This window comes from Pseudomonas sp. GNP013 (assembly GCF_054343995.1).
On record NZ_JBTGUT010000001.1, the window covers coordinates 4,635,121 to 4,655,634 of the forward strand.

General features: G+C 61.2%; 19 protein-coding genes and 2 pseudogenes. 15 read left to right on the forward strand and 6 right to left on the reverse strand.

Translation table 11 applies throughout. The annotated features are described in order from the left end of the window. The first annotated feature begins 430 nt into the window (after window positions 1-430). Window positions 431-2,233, forward strand: coding sequence for an acyl-CoA dehydrogenase (locus ACXX81_RS20410; protein WP_458572292.1), 1,803 nt, complete (start codon window positions 431-433; stop codon window positions 2,231-2,233). On the opposite strand, the gene ACXX81_RS20415 is transcribed toward ACXX81_RS20410, so the two are convergent. Next, window positions 2,230-2,520 carry a cell division protein ZapA gene (locus ACXX81_RS20415; protein ID WP_057008469.1) on the reverse strand — a complete coding sequence of 97 codons (291 nt, stop codon included), beginning with the start codon at window positions 2,518-2,520 and terminating at the stop codon, window positions 2,230-2,232. The genes ACXX81_RS20410 and ACXX81_RS20415 overlap by 4 nt on opposite strands. Continuing rightward, window positions 2,517-2,747, reverse strand: a complete 231-nt coding sequence (locus ACXX81_RS20420; protein WP_209987708.1) for a hypothetical protein — start codon at window positions 2,745-2,747, stop codon at window positions 2,517-2,519. The genes ACXX81_RS20415 and ACXX81_RS20420 overlap by 4 nt, the downstream gene beginning before the upstream one ends. Before the next feature lie 293 nt (window positions 2,748-3,040). On the opposite strand from ACXX81_RS20420, the pseudogene ACXX81_RS20425 reads away from it, so the two are divergent. The 6 genes and pseudogenes from ACXX81_RS20425 to ACXX81_RS20450 all read left to right on the forward strand — a co-directional run. Beyond that, a pseudogene (locus tag ACXX81_RS20425) lies at window positions 3,041-3,796 on the forward strand (MCP four helix bundle domain-containing protein); the annotation flags it as partial. Then, complete coding sequence (locus tag ACXX81_RS20430; RefSeq protein WP_416350666.1) at window positions 3,788-4,651, forward strand: methyl-accepting chemotaxis protein; 864 nt, start codon at window positions 3,788-3,790, stop codon at window positions 4,649-4,651. The pseudogene ACXX81_RS20425 and the gene ACXX81_RS20430, both read left to right, overlap by 9 nt. A gap of 432 nt (window positions 4,652-5,083) precedes the next feature. Beyond that, window positions 5,084-6,826, forward strand: coding sequence for a potassium/proton antiporter (locus ACXX81_RS20435; protein ID WP_209987700.1), 1,743 nt, complete (start codon window positions 5,084-5,086; stop codon window positions 6,824-6,826). A 51-nt stretch (window positions 6,827-6,877) separates the two neighbouring features. After that, on the forward strand, window positions 6,878-10,261 hold the full coding sequence (mscK, locus tag ACXX81_RS20440) for a mechanosensitive channel MscK (RefSeq protein ID WP_209987698.1): 3,384 nt from the start codon (window positions 6,878-6,880) through the stop codon (window positions 10,259-10,261). 48 nt (window positions 10,262-10,309) lie between these two features. Beyond that, window positions 10,310-11,773, forward strand: coding sequence for a protein adenylyltransferase SelO (gene selO / locus ACXX81_RS20445; protein ID WP_458572293.1), 1,464 nt, complete (start codon window positions 10,310-10,312; stop codon window positions 11,771-11,773). Window positions 11,774-11,781: 8 nt separating this feature from the next. Further along, the gene (locus ACXX81_RS20450; RefSeq protein WP_458572294.1) at window positions 11,782-12,351 is read left to right on the forward strand and encodes a GNAT family N-acetyltransferase; all 570 of its coding nucleotides are present in this window, start codon (window positions 11,782-11,784) and stop codon (window positions 12,349-12,351) included. On the opposite strand, the gene ACXX81_RS20455 is transcribed toward ACXX81_RS20450, so the two are convergent. Continuing rightward, complete coding sequence (locus ACXX81_RS20455) at window positions 12,344-12,745, reverse strand: helix-turn-helix domain-containing protein (RefSeq protein ID WP_209987689.1); 402 nt, start codon at window positions 12,743-12,745, stop codon at window positions 12,344-12,346. The two genes, ACXX81_RS20450 and ACXX81_RS20455, sit on opposite strands and share 8 nt — an antisense overlap. Next, window positions 12,742-13,037: pseudogene (locus ACXX81_RS20460) on the reverse strand (type II toxin-antitoxin system HigB family toxin). Before ACXX81_RS20460 ends, ACXX81_RS20455 begins: the two are co-directional and overlap by 4 nt. Window positions 13,038-13,271: 234 nt before the next feature. On the opposite strand from ACXX81_RS20460, the gene trxC reads away from it, so the two are divergent. Then, window positions 13,272-13,706 (forward strand): thioredoxin TrxC, encoded by a 435-nt coding sequence (gene trxC / locus ACXX81_RS20465; RefSeq protein WP_015373594.1) that lies wholly within the window; start codon window positions 13,272-13,274, stop codon window positions 13,704-13,706. 130 nt (window positions 13,707-13,836) lie between these two features. Here trxC and ACXX81_RS20470 read toward each other — a convergent pair whose 3' ends face one another. Beyond that, window positions 13,837-14,064: a DUF6124 family protein gene (locus tag ACXX81_RS20470; RefSeq protein WP_209987686.1), complete on the reverse strand. Its 228-nt coding sequence runs from the start codon at window positions 14,062-14,064 to the stop codon at window positions 13,837-13,839. Window positions 14,065-14,664: 600 nt separating this feature from the next. On the opposite strand from ACXX81_RS20470, the gene ACXX81_RS20475 reads away from it, so the two are divergent. Beyond that, on the forward strand, window positions 14,665-15,078 hold the full coding sequence (locus ACXX81_RS20475) for a hypothetical protein (RefSeq protein ID WP_209990629.1): 414 nt from the start codon (window positions 14,665-14,667) through the stop codon (window positions 15,076-15,078). 57 nt (window positions 15,079-15,135) lie between these two features. On the opposite strand, the gene ACXX81_RS20480 is transcribed toward ACXX81_RS20475, so the two are convergent. Then, complete coding sequence (locus tag ACXX81_RS20480) at window positions 15,136-15,906, reverse strand: ParA family protein (protein ID WP_003237260.1); 771 nt, start codon at window positions 15,904-15,906, stop codon at window positions 15,136-15,138. Between the two features lie 316 nt (window positions 15,907-16,222). Here ACXX81_RS20480 and ACXX81_RS20485 point away from each other — a divergent pair, with 316 nt between their 5' ends. From ACXX81_RS20485 to ACXX81_RS20510, 6 genes are read left to right on the forward strand one after another with little or no spacing between them, the layout of a single operon-like run. Further along, complete coding sequence (locus ACXX81_RS20485) at window positions 16,223-16,945, forward strand: beta-ketoacyl synthase chain length factor (protein ID WP_209987682.1); 723 nt, start codon at window positions 16,223-16,225, stop codon at window positions 16,943-16,945. Beyond that, window positions 16,921-17,733 (forward strand): lysophospholipid acyltransferase family protein, encoded by an 813-nt coding sequence (locus ACXX81_RS20490; protein WP_231422345.1) that lies wholly within the window; start codon window positions 16,921-16,923, stop codon window positions 17,731-17,733. Before ACXX81_RS20485 ends, ACXX81_RS20490 begins: the two co-directional genes overlap by 25 nt. Further along, window positions 17,711-17,980, forward strand: a complete 270-nt coding sequence (locus ACXX81_RS20495; RefSeq protein ID WP_057008480.1) for a phosphopantetheine-binding protein — start codon at window positions 17,711-17,713, stop codon at window positions 17,978-17,980. The genes ACXX81_RS20490 and ACXX81_RS20495 overlap by 23 nt, the downstream gene beginning before the upstream one ends. 9 nt (window positions 17,981-17,989) lie before the next feature. Beyond that, window positions 17,990-18,244, forward strand: coding sequence for an acyl carrier protein (locus ACXX81_RS20500; protein ID WP_003187949.1), 255 nt, complete (start codon window positions 17,990-17,992; stop codon window positions 18,242-18,244). Next, window positions 18,241-18,786, forward strand: a complete 546-nt coding sequence (locus ACXX81_RS20505; RefSeq protein WP_458572295.1) for a COG4648 family protein — start codon at window positions 18,241-18,243, stop codon at window positions 18,784-18,786. The genes ACXX81_RS20500 and ACXX81_RS20505 overlap by 4 nt, the downstream gene beginning before the upstream one ends. Beyond that, window positions 18,783-20,453: an ApeI family dehydratase gene (locus tag ACXX81_RS20510; RefSeq protein ID WP_458572296.1), complete on the forward strand. Its 1,671-nt coding sequence runs from the start codon at window positions 18,783-18,785 to the stop codon at window positions 20,451-20,453. The genes ACXX81_RS20505 and ACXX81_RS20510 overlap by 4 nt, the downstream gene beginning before the upstream one ends. The last annotated feature ends 61 nt before the right edge of the window (window positions 20,454-20,514 follow it).

Below are 20,514 nucleotides of genomic sequence, written 5' to 3' on the forward strand. Positions count from 1 at the left end.
AATGGCTTGAGTTATCTGCCACTATCGTCTGATTTAGCGTGCAAAGATCGTTAGTATTTACCGTCGCACGATAGCAAAGAATAAAGTTCTGCATGCACCGCTGACACCCTACAGTTGCAGGGGGCAGGGAACTATCACCGCAGGAAAATGCCGGTTTGTTGGCGAGCCAATTCAAGTGCGGGTTACACAGCCAATACGGTATAAGCCTGCTCGCCACAAAATTCGCTCGCCTCGAAAGCTCATTGACGCTCAAGACCTGAACGTGAAATGTTAATCCTTAAAAATCAGAAGTTGTTTCGATAATTGACGAGAGCTGGAGTGATCTCAACTACCCTGTGGCGTTCTGCCCCTCTATCACCCAAATCAATCTTGCTATCCAGCCTCTATTTACGCACTTAGACTCGGCCTATTCCCACACAGGTAAGCCGCCATGTCCGAGACGCTGCTCAGTTCCCGCAATCTGGCTTTCGAGCTGTATGAAGTCCTCGATGCCGAGGGCCTGACCCAGCGCGAGCGGTTTGCCGAGCACAACCGCGAAACCTTCGAAGCGGCCATCAGCACCGCGCGCTCCATCGCCGAAAAGTACTTCGCGCCGCACAACCGCAAAAACGACGAAAACGAACCGCGCTACGAAGACGGCAAGGCCATCCTGATTCCGGAAGTGAAACCGGCGGTGGATGCGTTCCTCGAAGCCGGCTTTCTCAACGCAGCGCGCAGTTTCGAAGCGGGCGGCATGCAACTGCCCACCCTGCTGTCGCAAGCCTGTTTCGCGCATTTCCAGTCGGCCAACGCTGCGTCCACCTCCTACCCGTTCCTGACCATGGGCGCCGCCAACCTGATCGAGAGTTTCGGCACTGAGGAACAGAAGCAGCGCTTCCTGCAGCCGATGATCGACGGGCGTTTCTTCGGCACCATGGCCCTCACCGAACCCCACGCCGGTTCGTCCCTGTCGGATCTTCGTACGCGCGCCGAGCCTGCGGCTGACGGCAGCTACCGCCTCAAGGGCAACAAGATCTTCATCTCCGGCGGCGACCACCCGCTGTCGGAAAACATCGTGCACATGGTGCTGGCCAAGCTGCCGGATGCGCCGGCCGGGGTGAAGGGCATTTCGCTGTTTATCGTGCCCAAATTCCTGGTCAACGACGACGGCAGCCTGGGCGAGCGCAACGATGTGCTGCTGGCCGGGCTGTTTCACAAGATGGGCTGGCGCGGCACTACATCAACCGCGCTCAACTTCGGCGATAACGGGAACTGCGTCGGTTATCTGGTGGGCAAACCGCACCAGGGCCTGAGCTGTATGTTTCAGATGATGAACGAAGCGCGGATTGGCGTGGGCATGGGCGCCGTGATGCTTGGTTACGCCGGTTATCTGTATTCCCTGGACTACGCGCGCGCGCGCCCGCAAGGTCGTCTGCCGGATAGCAAAGACCCGGGCACCGCGCCGGTGTCGATCATCCAGCACGCCGATATCAAGCGCATGCTGCTCACCCAGAAAGCCTACGTCGAAGGCGCCTTCGACCTGGGCCTGTACGCTGCGCGGCTGTTCGATGACACCACCACGCTGGCCACCGACACCGAGCGCAAACAGGCCCATGAGCTGCTGGACCTGCTCACCCCCATCGTCAAATCCTGGCCGTCGGAGTTTTGCCTCAAGGCCAACGAACTGGCGATCCAGATCCTCGGCGGCCACGGTTATACCCGCGAATACCCGGTGGAGCAGTACTACCGCGACAACCGCCTGAACCCGATCCACGAGGGCACCCACGGTATTCAGTCGCTGGACTTGCTGGGGCGCAAGCTCGCGCAGAATGGCGGCGCAGGCCTCAAGCAGCTGATTCGATTGATCGCCGAGACGGGCGCACGGGCCCAGGAACATTCGTCACTGACCGCGCTGCGTGAACCGCTGGAACAGTTGGTCACCCGTCTGCAAGGCGTAACGCTTGGACTGCTCACCGACCTCGGCCAGGGCAAGGTCAACAGCAGCCTGGCGAACTCGGCGCTGTACCTGAAAGTGTTCGGGCACACGGTGATCGGCTGGCGCTGGCTGGAACAGGCGATTCGCGCCGAGGAAGGGCTGGCCAAAGGCAATGCCGCGGACGCAGCCTTCTATAAAGGCAAGCTTCAGGCCGCCCGGTATTTCCTGACCTGGGAAGTACCGGGTTGCCATCACGAACTGGACATTCTGGAGGCGCGCGATGACACGTGCCTGGGGATGCAGGATGAGTGGTTCTAGGACTGGATCGCCTTGGAAATCACCTCGACCGTGGCGCTGACTTGCTCTTGGTAACGGTCGAGTTCCTGCTGGTGACGCTGCTGCATCTCGATCTGCTCGGCGCACAGATTGAGCGCGGCCAGTACCAATAACTTGTCACCGATCAGGGTCGGGTACTTTTTCTTGGTGGTGGCCAGGGATGCCTTGAGCATCGTCACGGCGTGCAACAGGGTCTGATCTTCCCCGGCCGGCGCCTTGATCGAGTAATCCTCACCGAGAATCGAAACGACCTTTATCCCATCGTTCATGCGCTGACAGGCCCTGCGCTTACACGCTCAACGAGTGCCTGGATGCGCGCGGCGGTAGCGCCGTGCTTTTCTTCCTGCTCCATCAGGCTCAGTTGCAGGCTGTCGTTTTCATCCCTGGCGCTGGCCAGTTCGGCCTTGAGGGATTCGTTGTTGCTCAGCAGCTCTTGATTGTGCTGTACCAGGTCGCTGACCAGTTGTTCCAGTTGGCTGAGGGATGCTTCTAACATTTTGATTTCTCGAGCTTTTTAAGAGGGCGGTGACGATAAAGAAAATTCACCTCGGATGCCAGGGTTATCCCCCGGCGCGCAGCCCGATATTCCGGGGCCGGGCCGCGCTTTCGAGCCTTAGTGACTGCAATTACCCCATCTGGTTCCTGAATCGGTCAGCGCCCTGACCAACTGCGACAAAAGCGCACGCCCGCTTCAGACTTCGGCCACTGCGCCGATAGCGCATGCACACCCCGTCTCATGGCCGCATGGATCGCGCTTCACCCCAGGACTCCAGCATGTCTCTTCGTAATATGAATATCGCGCCGCGCGCCTTTTTGGGCTTTGCGCTGATTGGTGCACTCATGTTGTTTCTCGGCGTGTTCGCCCTGAACCAGATGAGCAAGATCCGCGCGGCCACCGAAGACATCACCCTGGCCAGCGTGCCCAGCATTCGCGCCCTGGATGACTTCACCCAATTGACCCTGCGCCTGCGGGTGCTGTCGTACCGCCTGCTGACCAACCGCGAGCCGGACGTGCAGCAGAAAACCCTGGAAGCCTTCGAACTGCGTAACCAGCAGATCCGCTCGGCCCAGGGCATTTACGAAAAGCTGATCGAAGGCCAGGAAGAACGCGCCGCCTACGACGAATACGTGCGCTTGCTCGGCCAGTACCGCCAGATCGAAGAACGCATGAAGAGCCTGTCCCGGGCCAACCAGACCGATGAGCTGCGCGTGCTGCTCAACACCGAGCTGCTGAGCAACTCCGAGCAGGTCAACGCGGTATTGGCGCGCTTGCTCGACCTCAATAACAAGATGGCCCTGGCCACCAATCAGGAGGCTGCGGACCAGTATAGCTCGGCCTTCAATCTGGTGGTGGGCCTGCTGGCGATCACCACCCTGATGACCGTGTTGTTCGCCTGGCTACTGACCCGCAGCATCACCTCGCCGATCTCCCAGGCCCTGGATGCCGCCGAAGAAATCGCCGAAGGCAACCTCACGCGTCCAATCAAGGTCGACGGCAACGACGAAGCCGGTCGCCTACTGGCGGCCATGGCCAAAATGCAGGAAAAACTGCGCGACACGCTGCAACGCATTTCCGGCTCCGCCACCCAGCTTGCGTCGGCAGCCGAGGAGCTGAACGTCGTGACCGACGAAAGCGCCCGTGGCCTGACCCGGCAGAACAACGAAATCGAACAGGCCGCCACCGCCGTCAACGAGATGACCAGCGCCGTGGAGGAAGTCGCGCGCAATGCCGTCAGCACCTCCGAAGCGTCGCGCAACGCGACCGCCTCCGCCGGTGACGGCCGTGATCTGGTGCAGGAAACCGTCAGCGCCATCGAGCGCATGAGCGGTGATGTGCAAGCCACCGCCACCTTGATCGGCGAGCTGGCCAATGAATCGCGCGATATCGGCAAGGTGCTCGACGTGATCCGTGGCCTGGCCGACCAGACCAACCTGCTGGCGCTGAACGCGGCGATTGAAGCGGCGCGTGCCGGCGAAGCCGGGCGTGGCTTTGCCGTGGTGGCCGACGAAGTGCGCGCGCTGGCCCACCGCACCCAGCAATCGACCAGCGAAATCGAACGCATGATCGGCAGCATTCAGGCCGGCACCGAGCACGCGGTGGATTCGATGCGCAACAGCACCGAACGCGCCGAATCGACCTTGAGCATCGCCAAGGGCGCGGGGCTGTCGCTCGATACCATCAACACGGCGATTGTGGAAATCAACGAACGCAACCTGGTGATCGCCAGCGCCGCTGAAGAACAGGCGCAGGTGGCGCGGGAAGTGGACCGCAACCTGGTGAATATCCGTGACCTGTCGGTGCAATCGGCGACCGGCGCCAGCCAGACCAGCGCGGCAAGCAGCGAGCTGTCGCGCCTGGCGGTGGACTTGAACGGGATGGTCGGCCGCTTCCGCCTCTGACTGACGGCACCGGTTCAAAAATGCGGGGCCCTCAAAATCTTCGAACGGTGGCGAGCGGGCTTGCCCTAATGCCGTTCAGTCAAGCGCAGATTCCCTGTGGCGAGCAGGCTTGTCCTGCGTTGGGCTGCGCAGCAGCCCCAAAGCCAGGCGCTGAGCCGTATCAGGTACACCGCGTTTTGCTTGATTGGGGGCGCTTCGCAGCCCAACGCAGGGCAAGCCTGCTCGCCACAGGGATATGGGTTTCCTGAAATAGTTAGTCGGTAGATTTGATACCGACACACCGCTATCGAGAGAAAGACCCTCCCACATTTGATCTGTGCAAATCAGAAAAAGCTTTTTGACAGCGCAGCAATTCAACAGGTTAGAATCCCTGGCACGCAGACTGCATGGTCAGTTTGCGCCTTGTCCTTTTTGCTCACGGAGTAACTGCCTTTGAATGCGACAACCATCAACAGCCTGTTCTTGATCGGCGCGTTGCTGGTGAGTGCGAGCATTCTGGTGAGTTCTCTTTCGTCCCGCCTGGGCATCCCGATCCTGGTGATCATCCTGGCCGTGGGCATGGTCGCCGGCGTCGACGGCGGCGGCATCATCTTCGATAACTACCCGACCGCCTACCTGGTGGGCAACCTCGCCCTCGCCGTGATCCTCCTCGACGGCGGCCTGCGCACGCGGGTGGCGAGCTTTCGCGTGGCGCTGTGGCCGGCATTGTCGCTGGCCACCGTGGGAGTGCTGATCACCACCGGCCTTACCGGCATGGCGGCGGCCTGGCTGTTCGACCTCAATATCATTCAAGGCTTGCTGATCGGCGCGATTGTCGGCTCCACCGACGCCGCCGCGGTGTTTTCGCTGCTGGGCGGCAAGGGCCTGAACGAGCGGGTCACCGCCAGCCTGGAAATCGAATCCGGCAGCAACGACCCGATGGCGGTGTTTCTCACCGTCACCCTGATCGACATGCTCGCCAGCGGCCAGACCGGCTTGCACTGGAGCCTGCTGACACACCTGGTGCGCGAGTTCGGCATCGGCGGCATCATCGGCCTGGGCGGCGGCTGGCTGATGCTGCAGATGGTCAACCGCATCAACCTGGCGGCGGCCCTGTACCCGATCCTGGTAATCGCCGGCGGCCTGTTCGTGTTCGCCCTGACCAACGCCCTGCACGGCAGCGGCTTCCTCGCGGTGTACCTGTGCGGCCTGGTGATCGGCAACCGGCCGGTGCGCAGCCGTCATGGCATTTTGCATATGCTCGACGGCATGGCCTGGCTGGCGCAGATCGGCATGTTCCTGGTGCTGGGCCTGCTGGTCACCCCCCACGACCTGCTGCCGATCGCCCTGCCCGCCCTCGGCCTGGCGCTGTGGATGATCCTGTTTGCGCGGCCGCTGTCAGTGATGGTCGGCCTGCTGCCGTTCAAGGCCTTCCACGGTCGCGAAAAAGCCTTTATCGCCTGGGTCGGCCTGCGTGGCGCGGTGCCGATCATCCTTGCGGTGTTCCCGCTGATGGCCGGCCTGCCCCATGCGCAGCTGTATTTCAACCTGGCGTTCTTTATCGTGCTGGTGTCGCTGCTGGTGCAGGGCACCAGCCTGCCGTGGGTGGCCAAGCTGCTCAAAGTCACCGTTCCGCCGGACCCCGCGCCTATCTCCCGTGCCGCCCTGGAAGTACACGTCACCAGCGAGTGGGAGCTGTTCGTCTACCGCCTGGGCGCGGAAAAATGGTGCATCGGCGCAGCCCTGCGCGAGCTGAAAATGCCCGAGGGCACGCGGATTGCCGCGCTGTTCAGAGGCCAGCAACTGCTCCATCCGTCGGGTAGTACGGTGCTGGAAGTCGGCGATCTGCTCTGCGTAATCGGCCATGAGCACAACCTGCCGGCCCTCGGCAAGCTGTTCAGCCAGGCGCCGCAACGGGGCCTCGACCTGCGCTTCTTCGGCGACTTCGTCCTCGAAGGCGACGCCCAGCTGGGCGCGGTCTCGGCGCTGTACGGGCTCAAGCTCGACGGCATCGACCCGGACATGCCGCTCAGCCGCTTCATCACGCAAAAGGTCGGCGGCGCGCCGGTGGTGGGCGACCAGGTGGAGTGGAACAACACCCTGTGGACAGTCGCGGCCATGGACGGGAACAGAATCGGAAAAGTCGGCGTCAAATTCCCCGAAGGAAGTCGCCCGGGTCCCGGACTCTTCCTCTAAACTGCGGGGCCACGACGCCCCCCGATTTTTCACCTAGCACGACCGGTCTCTATGCCAACCCTGCGCACTTTTTTTGCCTCTGCCCTGCTCGGCCTGACCCTTTGTGTCGGCACCGTCAACGCTGCCGAACCGCCCAGCGCCGACGCCATCCAGCAAACCCTGGACAAGCTGCCCGACCGCAAGCTGCCCGACGCCGACATGAAGGCGTTGCAGGGCATCCTGCAACAGACCCTGACCTACCTGGGCAACCAGCAGGATTACGAGCAGCGCCTCGCCGACCTCAAGCGCCAGCTGGCCGAAGCGCCGCGCGAGACCATCGACAATCAGCGCGAGCTGGCGCGCCTCAAGGCCACCAAGCCGATCCCCGTGGCCCAACGCTACGCCAACCAGCCCGTGTCGCAGCTGGAGCAACTGCTGGTGCAACGCACCACGCAGCAAGGCGATCTGCAAAAGGCCCTGGCCGACGCCAACAGCCTGACCATCGCCGCCCAGACCCGCCCGGAACGCGCTCAGACCGAGATCAGCAGCAGCCAGACGCGCATCCTGCAGATCAATTCGATCCTCAAGACCGGCAAGGACAACGGCAAGGCGATCAACGCCGACCAGCGCAACCAGCTGAACGCCGAACTCGCCGCGCTGAATGCGCTGATCCCCCTGCGCCGCCAGGAGCTGGCCGGCAACAGCCAACTGCAGGACCTGGGCAACAGCCGGCACGACCTGATCCAGGAAAAAACCGCACGCCTGGAGCAGGAAATCCAGGACCTGCAAACCCTGATCAACCAGAAACGCCTGGCCCAGTCGCAGCAGACGGTGACCCAACAGTCCATCGAAGCGCAGAAAGCCGGTGGCAGCAGCATCCTCGCGACCGAAAGCGCCGAGAACCTGAAGCTCTCCGACTACCTGCTCAAAAGTACCGACCGCCTCAACGACCTGACCCAGAAAAACCTGCAGACCAAGCAGCAACTGGACACCGTCACCCAAAGCGATTCGGCGCTGGACGAGCAGATCAACGTGCTCAAGGGCAGCCTGCTGCTCTCCAAGATTCTCTATAAACAGAAGCAGGCCCTGCCCCACCTCACCGTGGACCGCGACCTGGCCGACGACATCGCCAACATTCGCCTGTATCAGTTCGAGGTCAACCAGCAGCGCGAGCTGATCAGTTCGCCCACTGCCTATGTGGATAACCTGCTGGCCAACCAGCCACCGGATGATGTCACTCCGCAACTGCGGCGCACCCTGCTGGAACTGGCGGTGACCCGTAGCGACCTGCTCGAACGCCTGAGCCGCGAGCTGAGCGCCCTGCTCAATGAATCCATCACCCTGCAACTGAACCAGAAACAACTGCTGAGCACCGCCACCACCCTGCGTGCCACCCTCGATGAGCAGATGTTCTGGATCCCCAGCAACAAGCCGCTGGACGCCGAGTGGCTGGAAACCGTGCCGGCCCACCTGAGCAAGCAGGTCACCACGCTGCCATGGGCCTCCAGCGTCAGCGAACTGTACGACGGCCTGACCCAACGCCCGCTGCTGTTTCTGCCGTTGCTGCTGTTGATCGGCGCGCTGTTGTGGCGGCGCAAGGCGCTGTACCACCGCTTGAACCGGGTCCACCTGGACATCGGCCACTTCAAGCGCGACAGCCAGTGGCACACGCCGCAGGCCATCCTGATCAATATCCTGCTGGCGATGCCGGTGTCCCTGGGCCTGGCGCTGTGCGGCTATGCGCTGCAGATCGACGCCCGTGGGCAAAACGCCAACCTCGGCTCGGCCCTGCTGCAGCTCGCCCAGGCGTGGCTGGTGTTCTACACCGCCTATCGCATCCTCGCGCCGGGCGGCGTGGCCGAACTGCACTTTCGCTGGGAGAAACCCCAGGTTCAATTCCTGCAAGGCTGGGTACGCAAGCTCGGGCTGGTGGTGCTGGCGCTGGTGGCGGTGGTGGCGATTGCCGAACACCAACCGGCGGCGCTGGCCGACGATGTGCTGGGCATCGGCGTGGTGCTCACCTGCTACGCCTTGATGGCCTGGCTGCTCAGCCGCCTGCTGCTCAACAGCCCGACCCACGAAAAAGCCTCTCTGTTTCGCAAGGTCGCGGGCATTCTGTTTACCGCCCTGCCCGTCGCGCTGTTTGTCGCGGTGTGCTTCGGCTATTACTACACCGCGCTCAAGCTCAGCGACCGCCTGATCAACACCCTGTACCTGCTGATGCTGTGGCTGGTGATCGAAGCCACGTTCGTGCGCTGGCTCAGCGTGGCCGCGCGGCGCCTTGCCTACGCGCGGGCCCTGGCCAAACGCCAGGCCGCCAAGGAAGCCGGTGAAGGCGAAGCGGTGGTTGAAGAGCCGACCCTGGACATCGAGAAGGTCAACGAACAGTCCTTGCGCCTGATTCGCCTGGCCCTGCTGGGTGGCTTTATCGCCGCGCTGTACTGGGTGTGGTCGGACCTGATCTCGGTATTTTCCTACCTCGACAACGTCACGCTCTACGAATACACCAGCGGCACCGGCGCCAACATCAGCATGGTGCCCATCAGCATCGGCGACCTGCTCGGCGCGCTGATCATCGTCGGCATCACCTTCGCCCTGGCGCGCAACCTGCCCGGCCTGCTGGAAGTGCTGGTGCTGTCCAAGCTGGAGCTGGCCCAGGGCAGCGCCTACGCCATCACCACGTTGCTGTCCTACGTGATTGCCGGCTTCGGCATTGTGTCCACCCTCGCCACCCTCGGCGTGAGCTGGGACAAGTTGCAGTGGCTGGTCGCGGCGCTGTCACTGGGTATCGGTTTCGGGATGCAGGAAATCTTCGCCAACTTCATCTCCGGCATCATGATCCTGTTCGAGCGTCCGGTGCGCATTGGCGACACCATCACCATCGGCAACCTGTCGGGCACGGTGAGCAAGATCCGCATCCGCGCCACCACCATCACCGACTTCGACCGCAAGGACATCATCGTCCCGAACAAAACCTTCATTACCGGGCAATTGATCAACTGGTCGCTGACCGACACCATCACCCGCGTCACCTTGAAGCTGGGCGTGGACTACGGCTCCGATCTGGACCTGGTGAAGGAATTGCTGCTCAAGGCCGCGCGGGAAAACCCACGGGTGTTGAAAGACCCGGAACCTCATGTGTACTTCCTCAACTTCGGCGAAAGCACCCTCGACCACGAGCTGCGCATGCACGTGCGCGACCTGGGCGACCGCAACCCGGTGCTGGACGAGGTCAACCGCTACATCAACAGCGAATTCAAAAAGCAGCACATCAACATCTCGTTCCGCCAGATGGAGGTGTACCTGAAAAACATGCACGGCCAGGAATACAAACTGGTGCCCGTGGAAGACGAGCGCAAGACCCTTGTCGGCCCGGTTCCGGAGCCTGAAGTACCCGAGCCGCCTGCCGCCAACGTGGTGGACGCACCGGAACCGCCGCCGAGCAAACTCGACTAAACCGCCCTTCCCCAGCAGAATGCTCGGACATTCTGCTGGAGATGGCCGGTGAAAGCCCTAGACGAACTGACCTTCGACAACCGCTTCGCACGCCTGGGCGATGCGTTCTCAACCCACGTGCTGCCAGACCCCCTCGACGAACCGCGCCTCGTGGTGGCGAGCGATGCCGCCATGGCGTTGCTCGACCTCGACCCGGCCGTGGCCCAAACGCCGGTATTCGCCGAACTGTTCAGCGGCCATAAATTGTGGGAGGCCGCAGAACCGCGGGCGATGGTTTATTCCGGGCATCAGTTCGGCGGCTACAGCCCGCAACTGGGCGATGGGCGCGGACTGCTGCTGGGCGAGGTGTATAACGCGGCGGGCGAGCACTGGGACCTGCACTTGAAGGGCGCCGGCATGACGCCTTACTCGCGCATGGGCGATGGTCGCGCCGTGCTGCGCTCCTCGATTCGCGAATTCCTTGCCTCCGAAGCCCTGCATGCCCTGGGCATCCCCAGCAGCCGCGCGCTGTGCGTGATCGGCTCCAGCACGCCGGTGTGGCGCGAAAAACAGGAACGCGGCGCGATGGTCCTGCGCCTGGCCCCGAGCCATATCCGCTTCGGCCATTTCGAATACTTCTACTACACCAAAAAGCCCGAGCAGCAGGCCGAACTGGCCGAACATGTGCTCAACCTGCACTACCCCGAATGCCGCGAGCAGCCCGAGCCGTACCTGGCCATGTTCCGCGAAATCGTCGAACGCAACGCCGAGATGATCGCCAAGTGGCAGGCCTACGGCTTCTGCCATGGCGTAATGAACACCGACAACATGTCGATCCTCGGCATCACCTTCGACTTTGGCCCGTTCGCGTTTCTTGACGACTTTGATGCGCATTTCATCTGCAACCACTCCGATCACGAAGGGCGCTACTCCTTCAGCAATCAGGTGCCCATCGGCCAATGGAACCTCAGCGCACTGGCCCAGGCACTCACGCCATTTATCAGCGTGGATGCCTTGAAAGAGGCGCTGGGCCTGTACCTGCCGCTGTACCAGGCCCACTATCTGGACCTGATGCGCCGCCGACTGGGGCTCACGACCGCCGAAGAGGATGATCAGAAACTGGTGGAGCGGCTGCTCGCGCTGATGCAGAACAGCGGCGTGGATTACACGTTGTTCTTCCGCCGCTTGGGCGATGAGTCGGCCGCACTGGCCGTGGTGCGGTTGCGCGATGATTTTGTCGACCTGGCCGGGTTTGATGCCTGGGCCGAGCTGTACAAGGCACGCGTTGCGCGCGATGGCGAGTACAGCCAGGCGCAACGCCGTGAGCGGATGCACGCGGTCAACCCGCTGTATATCTTGCGCAACTATTTGGCCCAGAACGCCATCGCCGCCGCCGAGTCAGGCGATTACAGCGAGGTGCGCAGGCTGCATGAAGTGTTGAGCCGGCCTTTTGAAGAGCAGGCCGGGATGGAGCAATACGCACAGCGCCCGCCGGATTGGGGTAAGCATTTGGAGATTAGTTGTTCGTCGTAAGGAGACGGATGGTGAGATTTTCCGACATACCGGCAGCACTGTTACGCAGCACCCATTTACAGCTTGCCGCGCCGACAATCGCCAAAGCAGAGCAGATGCACCGGCTGATCCAGGACTTCACCCAACCCCACACCGACTTTCTGGTGTGGGCAAACGGCCGCAATAGCCTGGAAGATGCCCGCGCCAACCTGCAAACGGCTGTGGATAACTTCAACGCCGATCAGCACGAATACAAGTTCCTGATTATCGAAAACAGCTCCGACGCGCTGGTCGGCTGCATCAGCCTGTTTATCCGCGACCTGCGCATCCCGCACCTGGAAATCGGCTACTGGATCGGCACCGACAGCATGGGCAAAGGCTACGCCAGCGAAGCCTGCGCCCTGGTGCGCGACCTTGCCGCTGAGTTCTTCAATGCCAAACGAATCGACCTCACCACCGCCCGCCGCAATACCCGCAGCATCAACGTGGCAGAGCGATGCGGGTTCGAATGCGAGGCGGTGCTGTCCAATGCGCGGATCGACAATGCAGGGGTGGTGGACGACACCTGTGTGTATGTGTTCAAAGGCGCGTCTAGATAAAAGTTTCCACCGACACGCCAAAACGATCCGCCAGCCAGCGGATCTGCCGCAGGTTGAGCTGGCGTTTGCCGCTCAGTACTTCAGAGACCACTGATTGGGCGCCAACACCCGGCAAGTCGCTCTGAGTGAGGTTGTGCTCGCGCATCATATAGCGCAGAACATCGACGCCACTGGCCACAGGCATAGGACGATGCTCTTGATCGTAGGCCTCGATCCAATCGCTGAGGATGTCCACCAGGCTCATCAGCGGACTGTCCCCATCCTCGCCGATCAGACTCAATAACTCGTCTAATCCGCACACCAGAGCGTCGTAGTCCGCCTCGTTTTCCGGCTTTCGCAGCACGGGTGAGACAAATTGCCAGTGGTCGGCAGCGACCCGCATAAGCGCACTCATCTGATTTTTTCCTTCCATTTATCTTTCTCATAATCGCGATGATCAAGCAGGTGCTTGATGTAAACGCGTTGCACCCGATAGTCCACACAAGCAATCAATCTCAGCTTGTTGCCCCACTATCAAACACATGAAAATCGCCGACCTTGTCAGTGGCGGGAAACATGGTCTTCATTGCTGCAAAGTCCTTGGGGTGGTTTCGCTTCATAACCCGATACCACTGATCCAAAGCTGTTGCTGAACGGGGCCACTGTTCCTTTGCTTCCCAGATCCTTTTCTCGCTGATCACTCGCATGCAACATCCCTATCGCATCTTGCTATGGAGATTAAGCCCGAACGCGGACTATCGCAATTTGCGATAACGCCAAACGGACCAATTGTGCTGTTTCGAACAAGCACTCCTAGCCTAGATAGGCCAGCGAGGATCAACACGGACGATTCTGTGAGCATATGCTTCACCGCAGCCGTGCTTGATAAAGTCCACGCCTGACGCCAAATAGAAGGATTGGCCACACTCAAGGAGCCCACCATGTCCGAACCGCTTGTAATCCCCTGCCCTCATTGCAATGGCCTCAACCGCATCCCCGGTGAACGCCTGAGCGATGCCCCAAAATGCGGGCGCTGCAAACAACCGGTGTTGCTGAAAAAGCCCTTTGAGCTGAAACAGGGCGATTACGCCAGCCAGATCAAGGGCGACTTGCCGTTGCTGGTGGATGTGTGGGCCGAGTGGTGTGGGCCGTGCAAGTCGTTTGCGCCGGTGTTCGAGCAGGCGGCCGGGCAGCTCGAGGGCAAATGCCGGCTGGCCAAGCTGGACAGTGAAGCGAACCAGCAACTGTCGGCGCAGTTGGGGATTCGATCGATTCCGAGCTTGATCCTGTTCAGGAATGGCCGGGAAGTGGCGCGCCAGAGTGGAGCGTTTCCATTGCCGCAGTTGATGAGCTGGCTGCGAAGCCAAGGGGTGTAACCCGCCCTTGAAACCGGCGCAGGCCAATGTGGGAGGGGGCTTGCTCCCGATGACGGTGGGTCAGTCAGCACACCGGTAGCTGATCCACCGCCATCGGGAGCAAGCCCCCTCCCACATTTTGACTGCGTTTTCAGCTTGCGGATATCGGGGCTTCACGGCTCATTATCTGGCCGACCAGCAATACGCCCAGCTCGCTTAATTGGTGGATAGCCAGGGCCACGTCGCGGTGTTCGCCCGTGAGGTCGTTGGACAGGTTGAGCAGTAGCGTGCGAACGGAGGAGAGGGTTTCGTAGCTGTTGAGGACTAGCGTTTCGGTGGGGAGGTTGGGTGTGATGCTGTAAAGATTGCTAGCTGTCATGGTCATTCCCGGATTGGGCTGCCCTCACCTCGCTACTAAACAAGGGGCGGCAGCTGTACGCAGGTTAGTAGACCGGGGGAACGACGCAAAGCCGGCGCACCCGAAGGTGCCCTACGCACAGCCACCATCAAGCACAGACAGAATCTGCTGGATGAAGCTTGTGCACTTTACGCCGCTCTTCGGGCTACTAAACCCGATCGCTGAACATTCAGCGACCGGCAAACCTTAGAGACGCCCATTCAGACGCACAAGCCGGCGGATTCTGGCGTAGTTGTAGGTAACGAGACAAGACTTGCCCGCTATTGCCAGAGCCGTCCTACAGCCTTTGTGAGAAAAATTCCCGAACGCAAAGGCGAGCCTAAAGAGCGTGGGGCTCTGCGGGCCTTTAATTTGGCGGAAAACTGTGAATAAACACGAATCTTCTCTAAAAAAATTCTCCACGTATGCACCGTGCCGTACGCAGGAACGCGCTTAACTTGATCACTCACGAAGTGACAGTCGGCGTGAGGTATGCTTGAGGAATCTTTGCTAGATTCCAAATGCGCCGCACAAAGTAAACACTCGTTAAGTTATTCGCATACTCAATCGACAGGACCAGGAATGTTTAAATCATTGACCCAGGGCATATGTAACATCTTATTGGTTGGTTGCCTGCTCTACCTGAGCGCAAGCTGGCTAATTTCTCCCTCACAAGCAAACTTAGACGAGATTGTATATAAACAATCGCTCGGAAACGGTAACTCAATCTACGGGGCCCGCGACAATCGCGGGGGAGCAACAGTAGCCTTTTCTTATCGCTATTATATTTCGAAGGAAGTTGAGGATGATGAACAAGCGTTGAAAGCATTAAAAGAAATCAACCCTTTTTTGATAACCAAAAATCCAGACGTTTCTGCACAAATAGTAGATGGCACATTGCATCTATCCACTCGCGGAAGAATTTATGAATTCAGTAGTTATGCTCTTGAGAATGTTCAGGGCGCGAGTGCTATTAAAGTAATCATGACATTGTAAAAATCAATGTGAGAGGGGCTTGCTCCCTCCCACAGTTTTTTTGAGCTGAACTTTGCCTCAAGTGCTCTCAAGCAAGTTATGCAACTGCACAAACTGCTGCGTCAGCTTGTGCCGTGGGTCCAGGTGAATCAGCGGCTTGCTCTCCTGGTGCGACTCGCGCATGCGCACCGAGCTGGCCAGGTACACGGGCAACACCGGCAACCCTTCGGCAATCAACTCGTCCAGCATCTGCTGCGGCAAGCTCGCCCGGGCCTGGAACTGGTTGACCACGATGCCTTCCACTTCGAGGCTTTCATTGTGGTCTTCCTTCAATTCTTCGATTTCCGCCAGCAGGCCGTAGAGGGCCTGGCGCGAAAAGCTGTCGCAGTCGAAGGGGATCAACACACGATCGGCAGCGATCAGCGCCGAGACCGCATAGAAGTTCAGGGCCGGCGGCGTGTCGAGGTAAATGCGGTCGTAATCTTCGCTCAGTTCGTCCAGCAACTTTCGCAGTTTGTTGATCTTGTGCTTGGCCTCGAGCTTGGGTTGCAGATCGGCCAGCTCCGGCGTTGCGGTAATCACATGCAGGTTGTCGAACGGCGTTTCGTAGATATCTACCTTGTTCTTCTTGGAAAACGGTCCGGAAGACAGGGTTTGCTTGAAAAAATCGGCGATTCCCATGGGGATATCGTTGCCGGTCAGCCCGGTGAGGTACTGGGTGGAGTTGGCTTGTGCATCGAGGTCCACCAACAGGGTTCGATAGCCTTCGCTGGCGCTGACCGCCGCCAGGTTGCAGGCGATGCTGGACTTGCCGACCCCACCTTTTTGATTGAACACCACACGCCGCATGGGGAAACCTCCGGGTATCAATGAATGCCCGAGTGTAGAGGGCAAAAGCGCCTGTTAGCTACCTCGCTGATCAATGCAGTGCAAGCCGGCTCCCTATGAGCAAATAAGAAAGGTCCGACAATCCAATTCCGTCTGCGCTCAAGCACAATCCGTAACCCTTCCCATGCAAAATTCAATCAACCGTGAACAATTATTTACCAATGTTTGCTAGAACCCCGCAGCACCGGGATAATGCGCGCCATTCGGCCCTGCGCTGTCCCGGAAAACCGGGGCATCGGTGGCACATGGAAGCCCGCAGGGGCGGGATAACTTCTCAGTGATCAACTTCAGCATCGCCCAATGGCGCGCCTGGGCTCCGGGCCTCGACAGCGCGGACGACTGGCACGCCTGGTGCCGGGCCCCGGTGTTGCTGCCCGCCAGCGAAGCTTGCCCTGACGTGTCATTTTTACCGGCCATGCAGCGCCGGCGCCTCAGCCGCCTGGCGCGCATGGCGTTCAGCGTGGGTTGGCCGCTGGCAGAGGGCCTGCAGGACCTGCCGCTGGTGTTCATTTCCCGGCATGGCGAAACCCCGCGCACCCTCGACATCCTCAGCGACCTGGCCAATGACGAACCCCTGTCGCCCACCCAGTTCAGCCTGTCGGTGCACAACGCAGTGGTGGGGCTGTGGTCGATCCTGCGCAATGAGACCAGCGAAATGACCGCCCTCGCCGCCGCCGGCGACGGTCTCGAACACGGTGTGCTCGAAGCCGCCGCACTGCTCAACGAAGGCGCGCCGGCGGTGTTGCTGGTGATCACCGAAGAACAGCCGCCCGCCGCCTACGCCGGCTGGATCCACGACGTACCGTTTCCCTATGCCCTCGGCCTGCTGCTGACCCCGGGCGACGAGTGGCAGCTGGAACTCACCGACAGCACTGTCCAACCCTCGACCGCCGCCCAGTGGCCCCACGCGCTGAACCTGCTGCGCACCCTGCTCACCGAACAGGGGGCCTGCCAACATGCCTGGAAGAACCGAGTATGGAATTGGCAACGCAAGCTGTGACCGACAAACCCCGAGACGCCTACTACTGGCGCCTGTTCGCCACCGCCGCGAGCTTTTTTCTGTTCGGCCTGGGCGGCCTGTGCCTGCGCCTGCTGGTGTTTCCGCTGCTCAGTTGCCTGCCCGGCGGCGCGACGAAGCATCAGCGCCGCGCCCGCCACACCATCAGCCGGCTGTTCTGGTTCTTCATTCGCCTGATGCAGCGCGTCGGGGTGCTGACCTACAGCGTCGAAGGCGCAGAAAAACTCGGACGCCCCGGCCAGATGATCGTCGCCAACCACCCGTCGCTGATCGATGTGGTGTTCCTGATTGGCCTGATGCGCCAGACCAACTGCGTGATCAAACGCAGCCTGTTTCAAAATCCGTTCACCCGCGGCCCGGTGCGCGATGCCGGCTACCTGAGCAACGACGGCAGCGCCGACATGCTCGATGCCGCCGCCGACGCCCTGCGCGCCGGCCAGACCCTGATCATCTTTCCCGAAGGCACCCGCACCACGCCGGGCGCGCCGCCGGCCTTTCATCGCGGCGCCGCCGCCATCGCGCTGCGGGGCGCATCGGTCATCACTCCCGTGGTGATCAAGGTCAGCCCCACCACCCTGACCAAGGCCGAACCCTGGTATCGCATTCCCAAACGTCGATTTCACTTCAGTTTGCGCGTGGGTGCCGATATAGAACCACAGGCGTTCGCCTCACTGGGGCCCGCGCCCCAGGCCTCGCGCAAGCTCAACGATTACCTGCACCACTATTTCATTAAGGAGCTCGCCGAAGATGAGCGACCAACAACGCCTTGAGCGCGACATAAAGATGCTGATCATCGAGGCCCTGGGCCTGGAAGACATCAGCGTCGACGACATTGGCAGCGAACAGACCCTGTTCGGCGAAGGCCTGGGCCTGGATTCGGTCGACGCCCTGGAACTGGGCCTGGCGATCCAGAAAAAGTACGGCATCAAGATCGATGCCGACGCCAAGGACACCCGTAACCACTTCACCAATGTGGCCTGCCTTGCGGCGTTCGTCACAGCCAGACAGGCAGCTTGAGACCGGACCATGCAAACTCGTGACGATATTTTCAACACCCTGCGCGATGCCCTGGTGGAGCTGTTTGAACTGCCGCCGGAGCGCGTCACCCTCGACGCCAACCTGTATCAGGACCTGGAAATCGACAGCATCGATGCCGTGGACCTGATCGACCATATCAAGCGCCAGACCGGCAAGAAGATCGCCGCCGAGGAATTCAAGGCGGTGCGCACCGTCAACGACGTGGTTGAGGCGGTGTACCGCCTGGTCCAGCCCGCCGCATGAGCCGGTTGATCGGCCTTGGCCTGTTGCTGGCGGGGCTGCTGTACCCGTTTGCGGTGTACTACGGCACCGAGCACTTTGCCCCGTGGCAGTTCGGCCTGCTGCTGGGCAGCCTGTGGCTGTTGCGCGCCATTACCGGTGCGCGACGCCCCGGCAGCCGCTGGATGGCAGTGGCGGTGATCCTGTTTTGCCTGTTGCTGGCGTGGTTTGACAATCCGTACCTGCTGCGCTGGTACCCAAGCCTGGTCAGCGCGTTCATGCTGGCGCTGTTCGGCCTGAGCCTCAAATACGGCCCGCCGATGGTCGAGCGCATTGCGCGCATCACCGAGCCTGTGCTGGCGCCCAAAGTGGTTGCGTACACGCGCCAGGTCACCGTGGTGTGGAGCGTGTTTTTTCTGTGTAATGGCTTGCTCGCCGCTGCGCTCACCCTGTGGGCGCCGCTGAGCTGGTGGACGTTGTACAACGGCCTCATCGCCTACGGGCTGATGGGACTGTTGTTTGCCGTGGAATGGCTGATACGACAAAGGGTTCGAGGCCGCGTATGAAAGGTTTGAAACTTGAGCACCTGCTGCTTGAGCCACTGGAGCAGCGCCTGGTCACCACCGAGCCTGCGATGCACCATGCCCAACTGCGGGCGCACGCCTTGAGCCTGGCGGCAGGCCTGCAGGCGCGCGGTATCCGCCGCCTGGCGGTGCACCTGGAAGACGCCGGCGTGCTGGCGATTGCCCTGCTGGGCGCCTGGCGCGCCGGCGTGAGCGTGCTGCTGCCCGCCGACCTGCAACCGCACACGCGCCAACGCTGGGACGCATCCGTTGATGCCTGGCTGACCCAGGCTTCGGACCTCGACGCGTTGTACCAGGCGCCCCTGCCCGGCGCCGCCCTCGACCTGGACGCCTGTCAACTGAGCCTGTGCACGTCCGGCTCCAGCGGTGAACCCAAGCGCATCGACAAGACCCTGCGCCAGTTGGCCAACGAAGTCGACGCGCTGGAAGCCCTGTGGGGCGCCGACCTCAAGGACGCCTGCATTATCGGCAGCGTTGCCACTCAACATATTTACGGCTTGCTGTTCCGCGTGCTGTGGCCGCTGTGCGCCGGGCGCAGCTTTGGTCGCACCCAACTGGCGTTTTCCGAAGACCTGCAGCGCGCCAGCCGCGAACATCCCCGGTTCGCCTGGGTCGCCAGCCCCGCGCTGCTCAAGCGCATGGGCGACAACCTCGACTGGCCGGCGCTGAGCCAAGTGTCGCGGGTGTTTTCCTCCGGCGGCGCATTGCCCGTCGAGGCCGCCGGCAGCCTGTACGATCGCCTGGGGCAATGGCCGACGGAAATCCTCGGCAGTTCGGAAACCGGCGGTATCGCCTGGCGCCAGGGCGCACAACCCTGGCAGCCCTTTGCAGGCGTTGAGCTGAGCCAGGATGCCGACGGCGCGCTGCGTATCGCCTCGCCTTATTTGCCTGCCGGGCATATCGAACACACCGCCGACGCCGCACGCATCCATGCCGATGGCCGTTTCGAACTGCTGGGGCGACTGGACCGCATCGTCAAGCTGGAAGAAAAACGCATCTCCCTGCCGATGCTCGAACAGGCCCTGATGGCTCACCCCTGGGTCAGCGAAAACCGCTTGGGCGTGGTCCAGGAAAACCGTGCTTCCCTGGGCGCCCTGGTGGTACTGAGCGCCGAAGGCCTGCATGCCCTGCGCAATCAGGGCCGACGCGCGGTGACTCAAACCCTGCGCCAGCATTTAAGCCTGCATTGCGAAGCCCTCGCCTTGCCACGCCGTTGGCGCCTGCTGCGTCAGCTGCCGCTCAACAGCCAGGGCAAGCTGCCCCAGGCCGAGATAGACGCGCTGTTACTGGCGCCCCGGCCCAAAGCGCCCGACGTACTGGAGCAGGTCGACGCCGACGGCGAATGGACCCTGCAACTGAGCATCCCGCCGGACCTCGCCTATTTCAGCGGTCACTTCCCGGTCACACCGGTGTTGCCGGGCGTGGTGCAGGTAGAGTGGGCATTCAACCTGAGCCAACAACTGATGGACGTGCCGACCCGGTTTGCCGGCATGGAAGTGCTCAAGTTCCAGCAACTGGTGCGCCCTGGCGATTCCATCGAACTGCACCTGCGCTTTGACGCGCAACGCAGCAAGCTGTATTTCGCCTATCGCAATGCCGACACCGCCTGCTCCAGCGGCAGGATCCAGTTGGAGATGGCGAATGATTAACCTGTCGCAGCTGTTATGGCTAAAGGGCTTGTTGTGGCGAGCGGGCTTGCCCCGCGTTGGG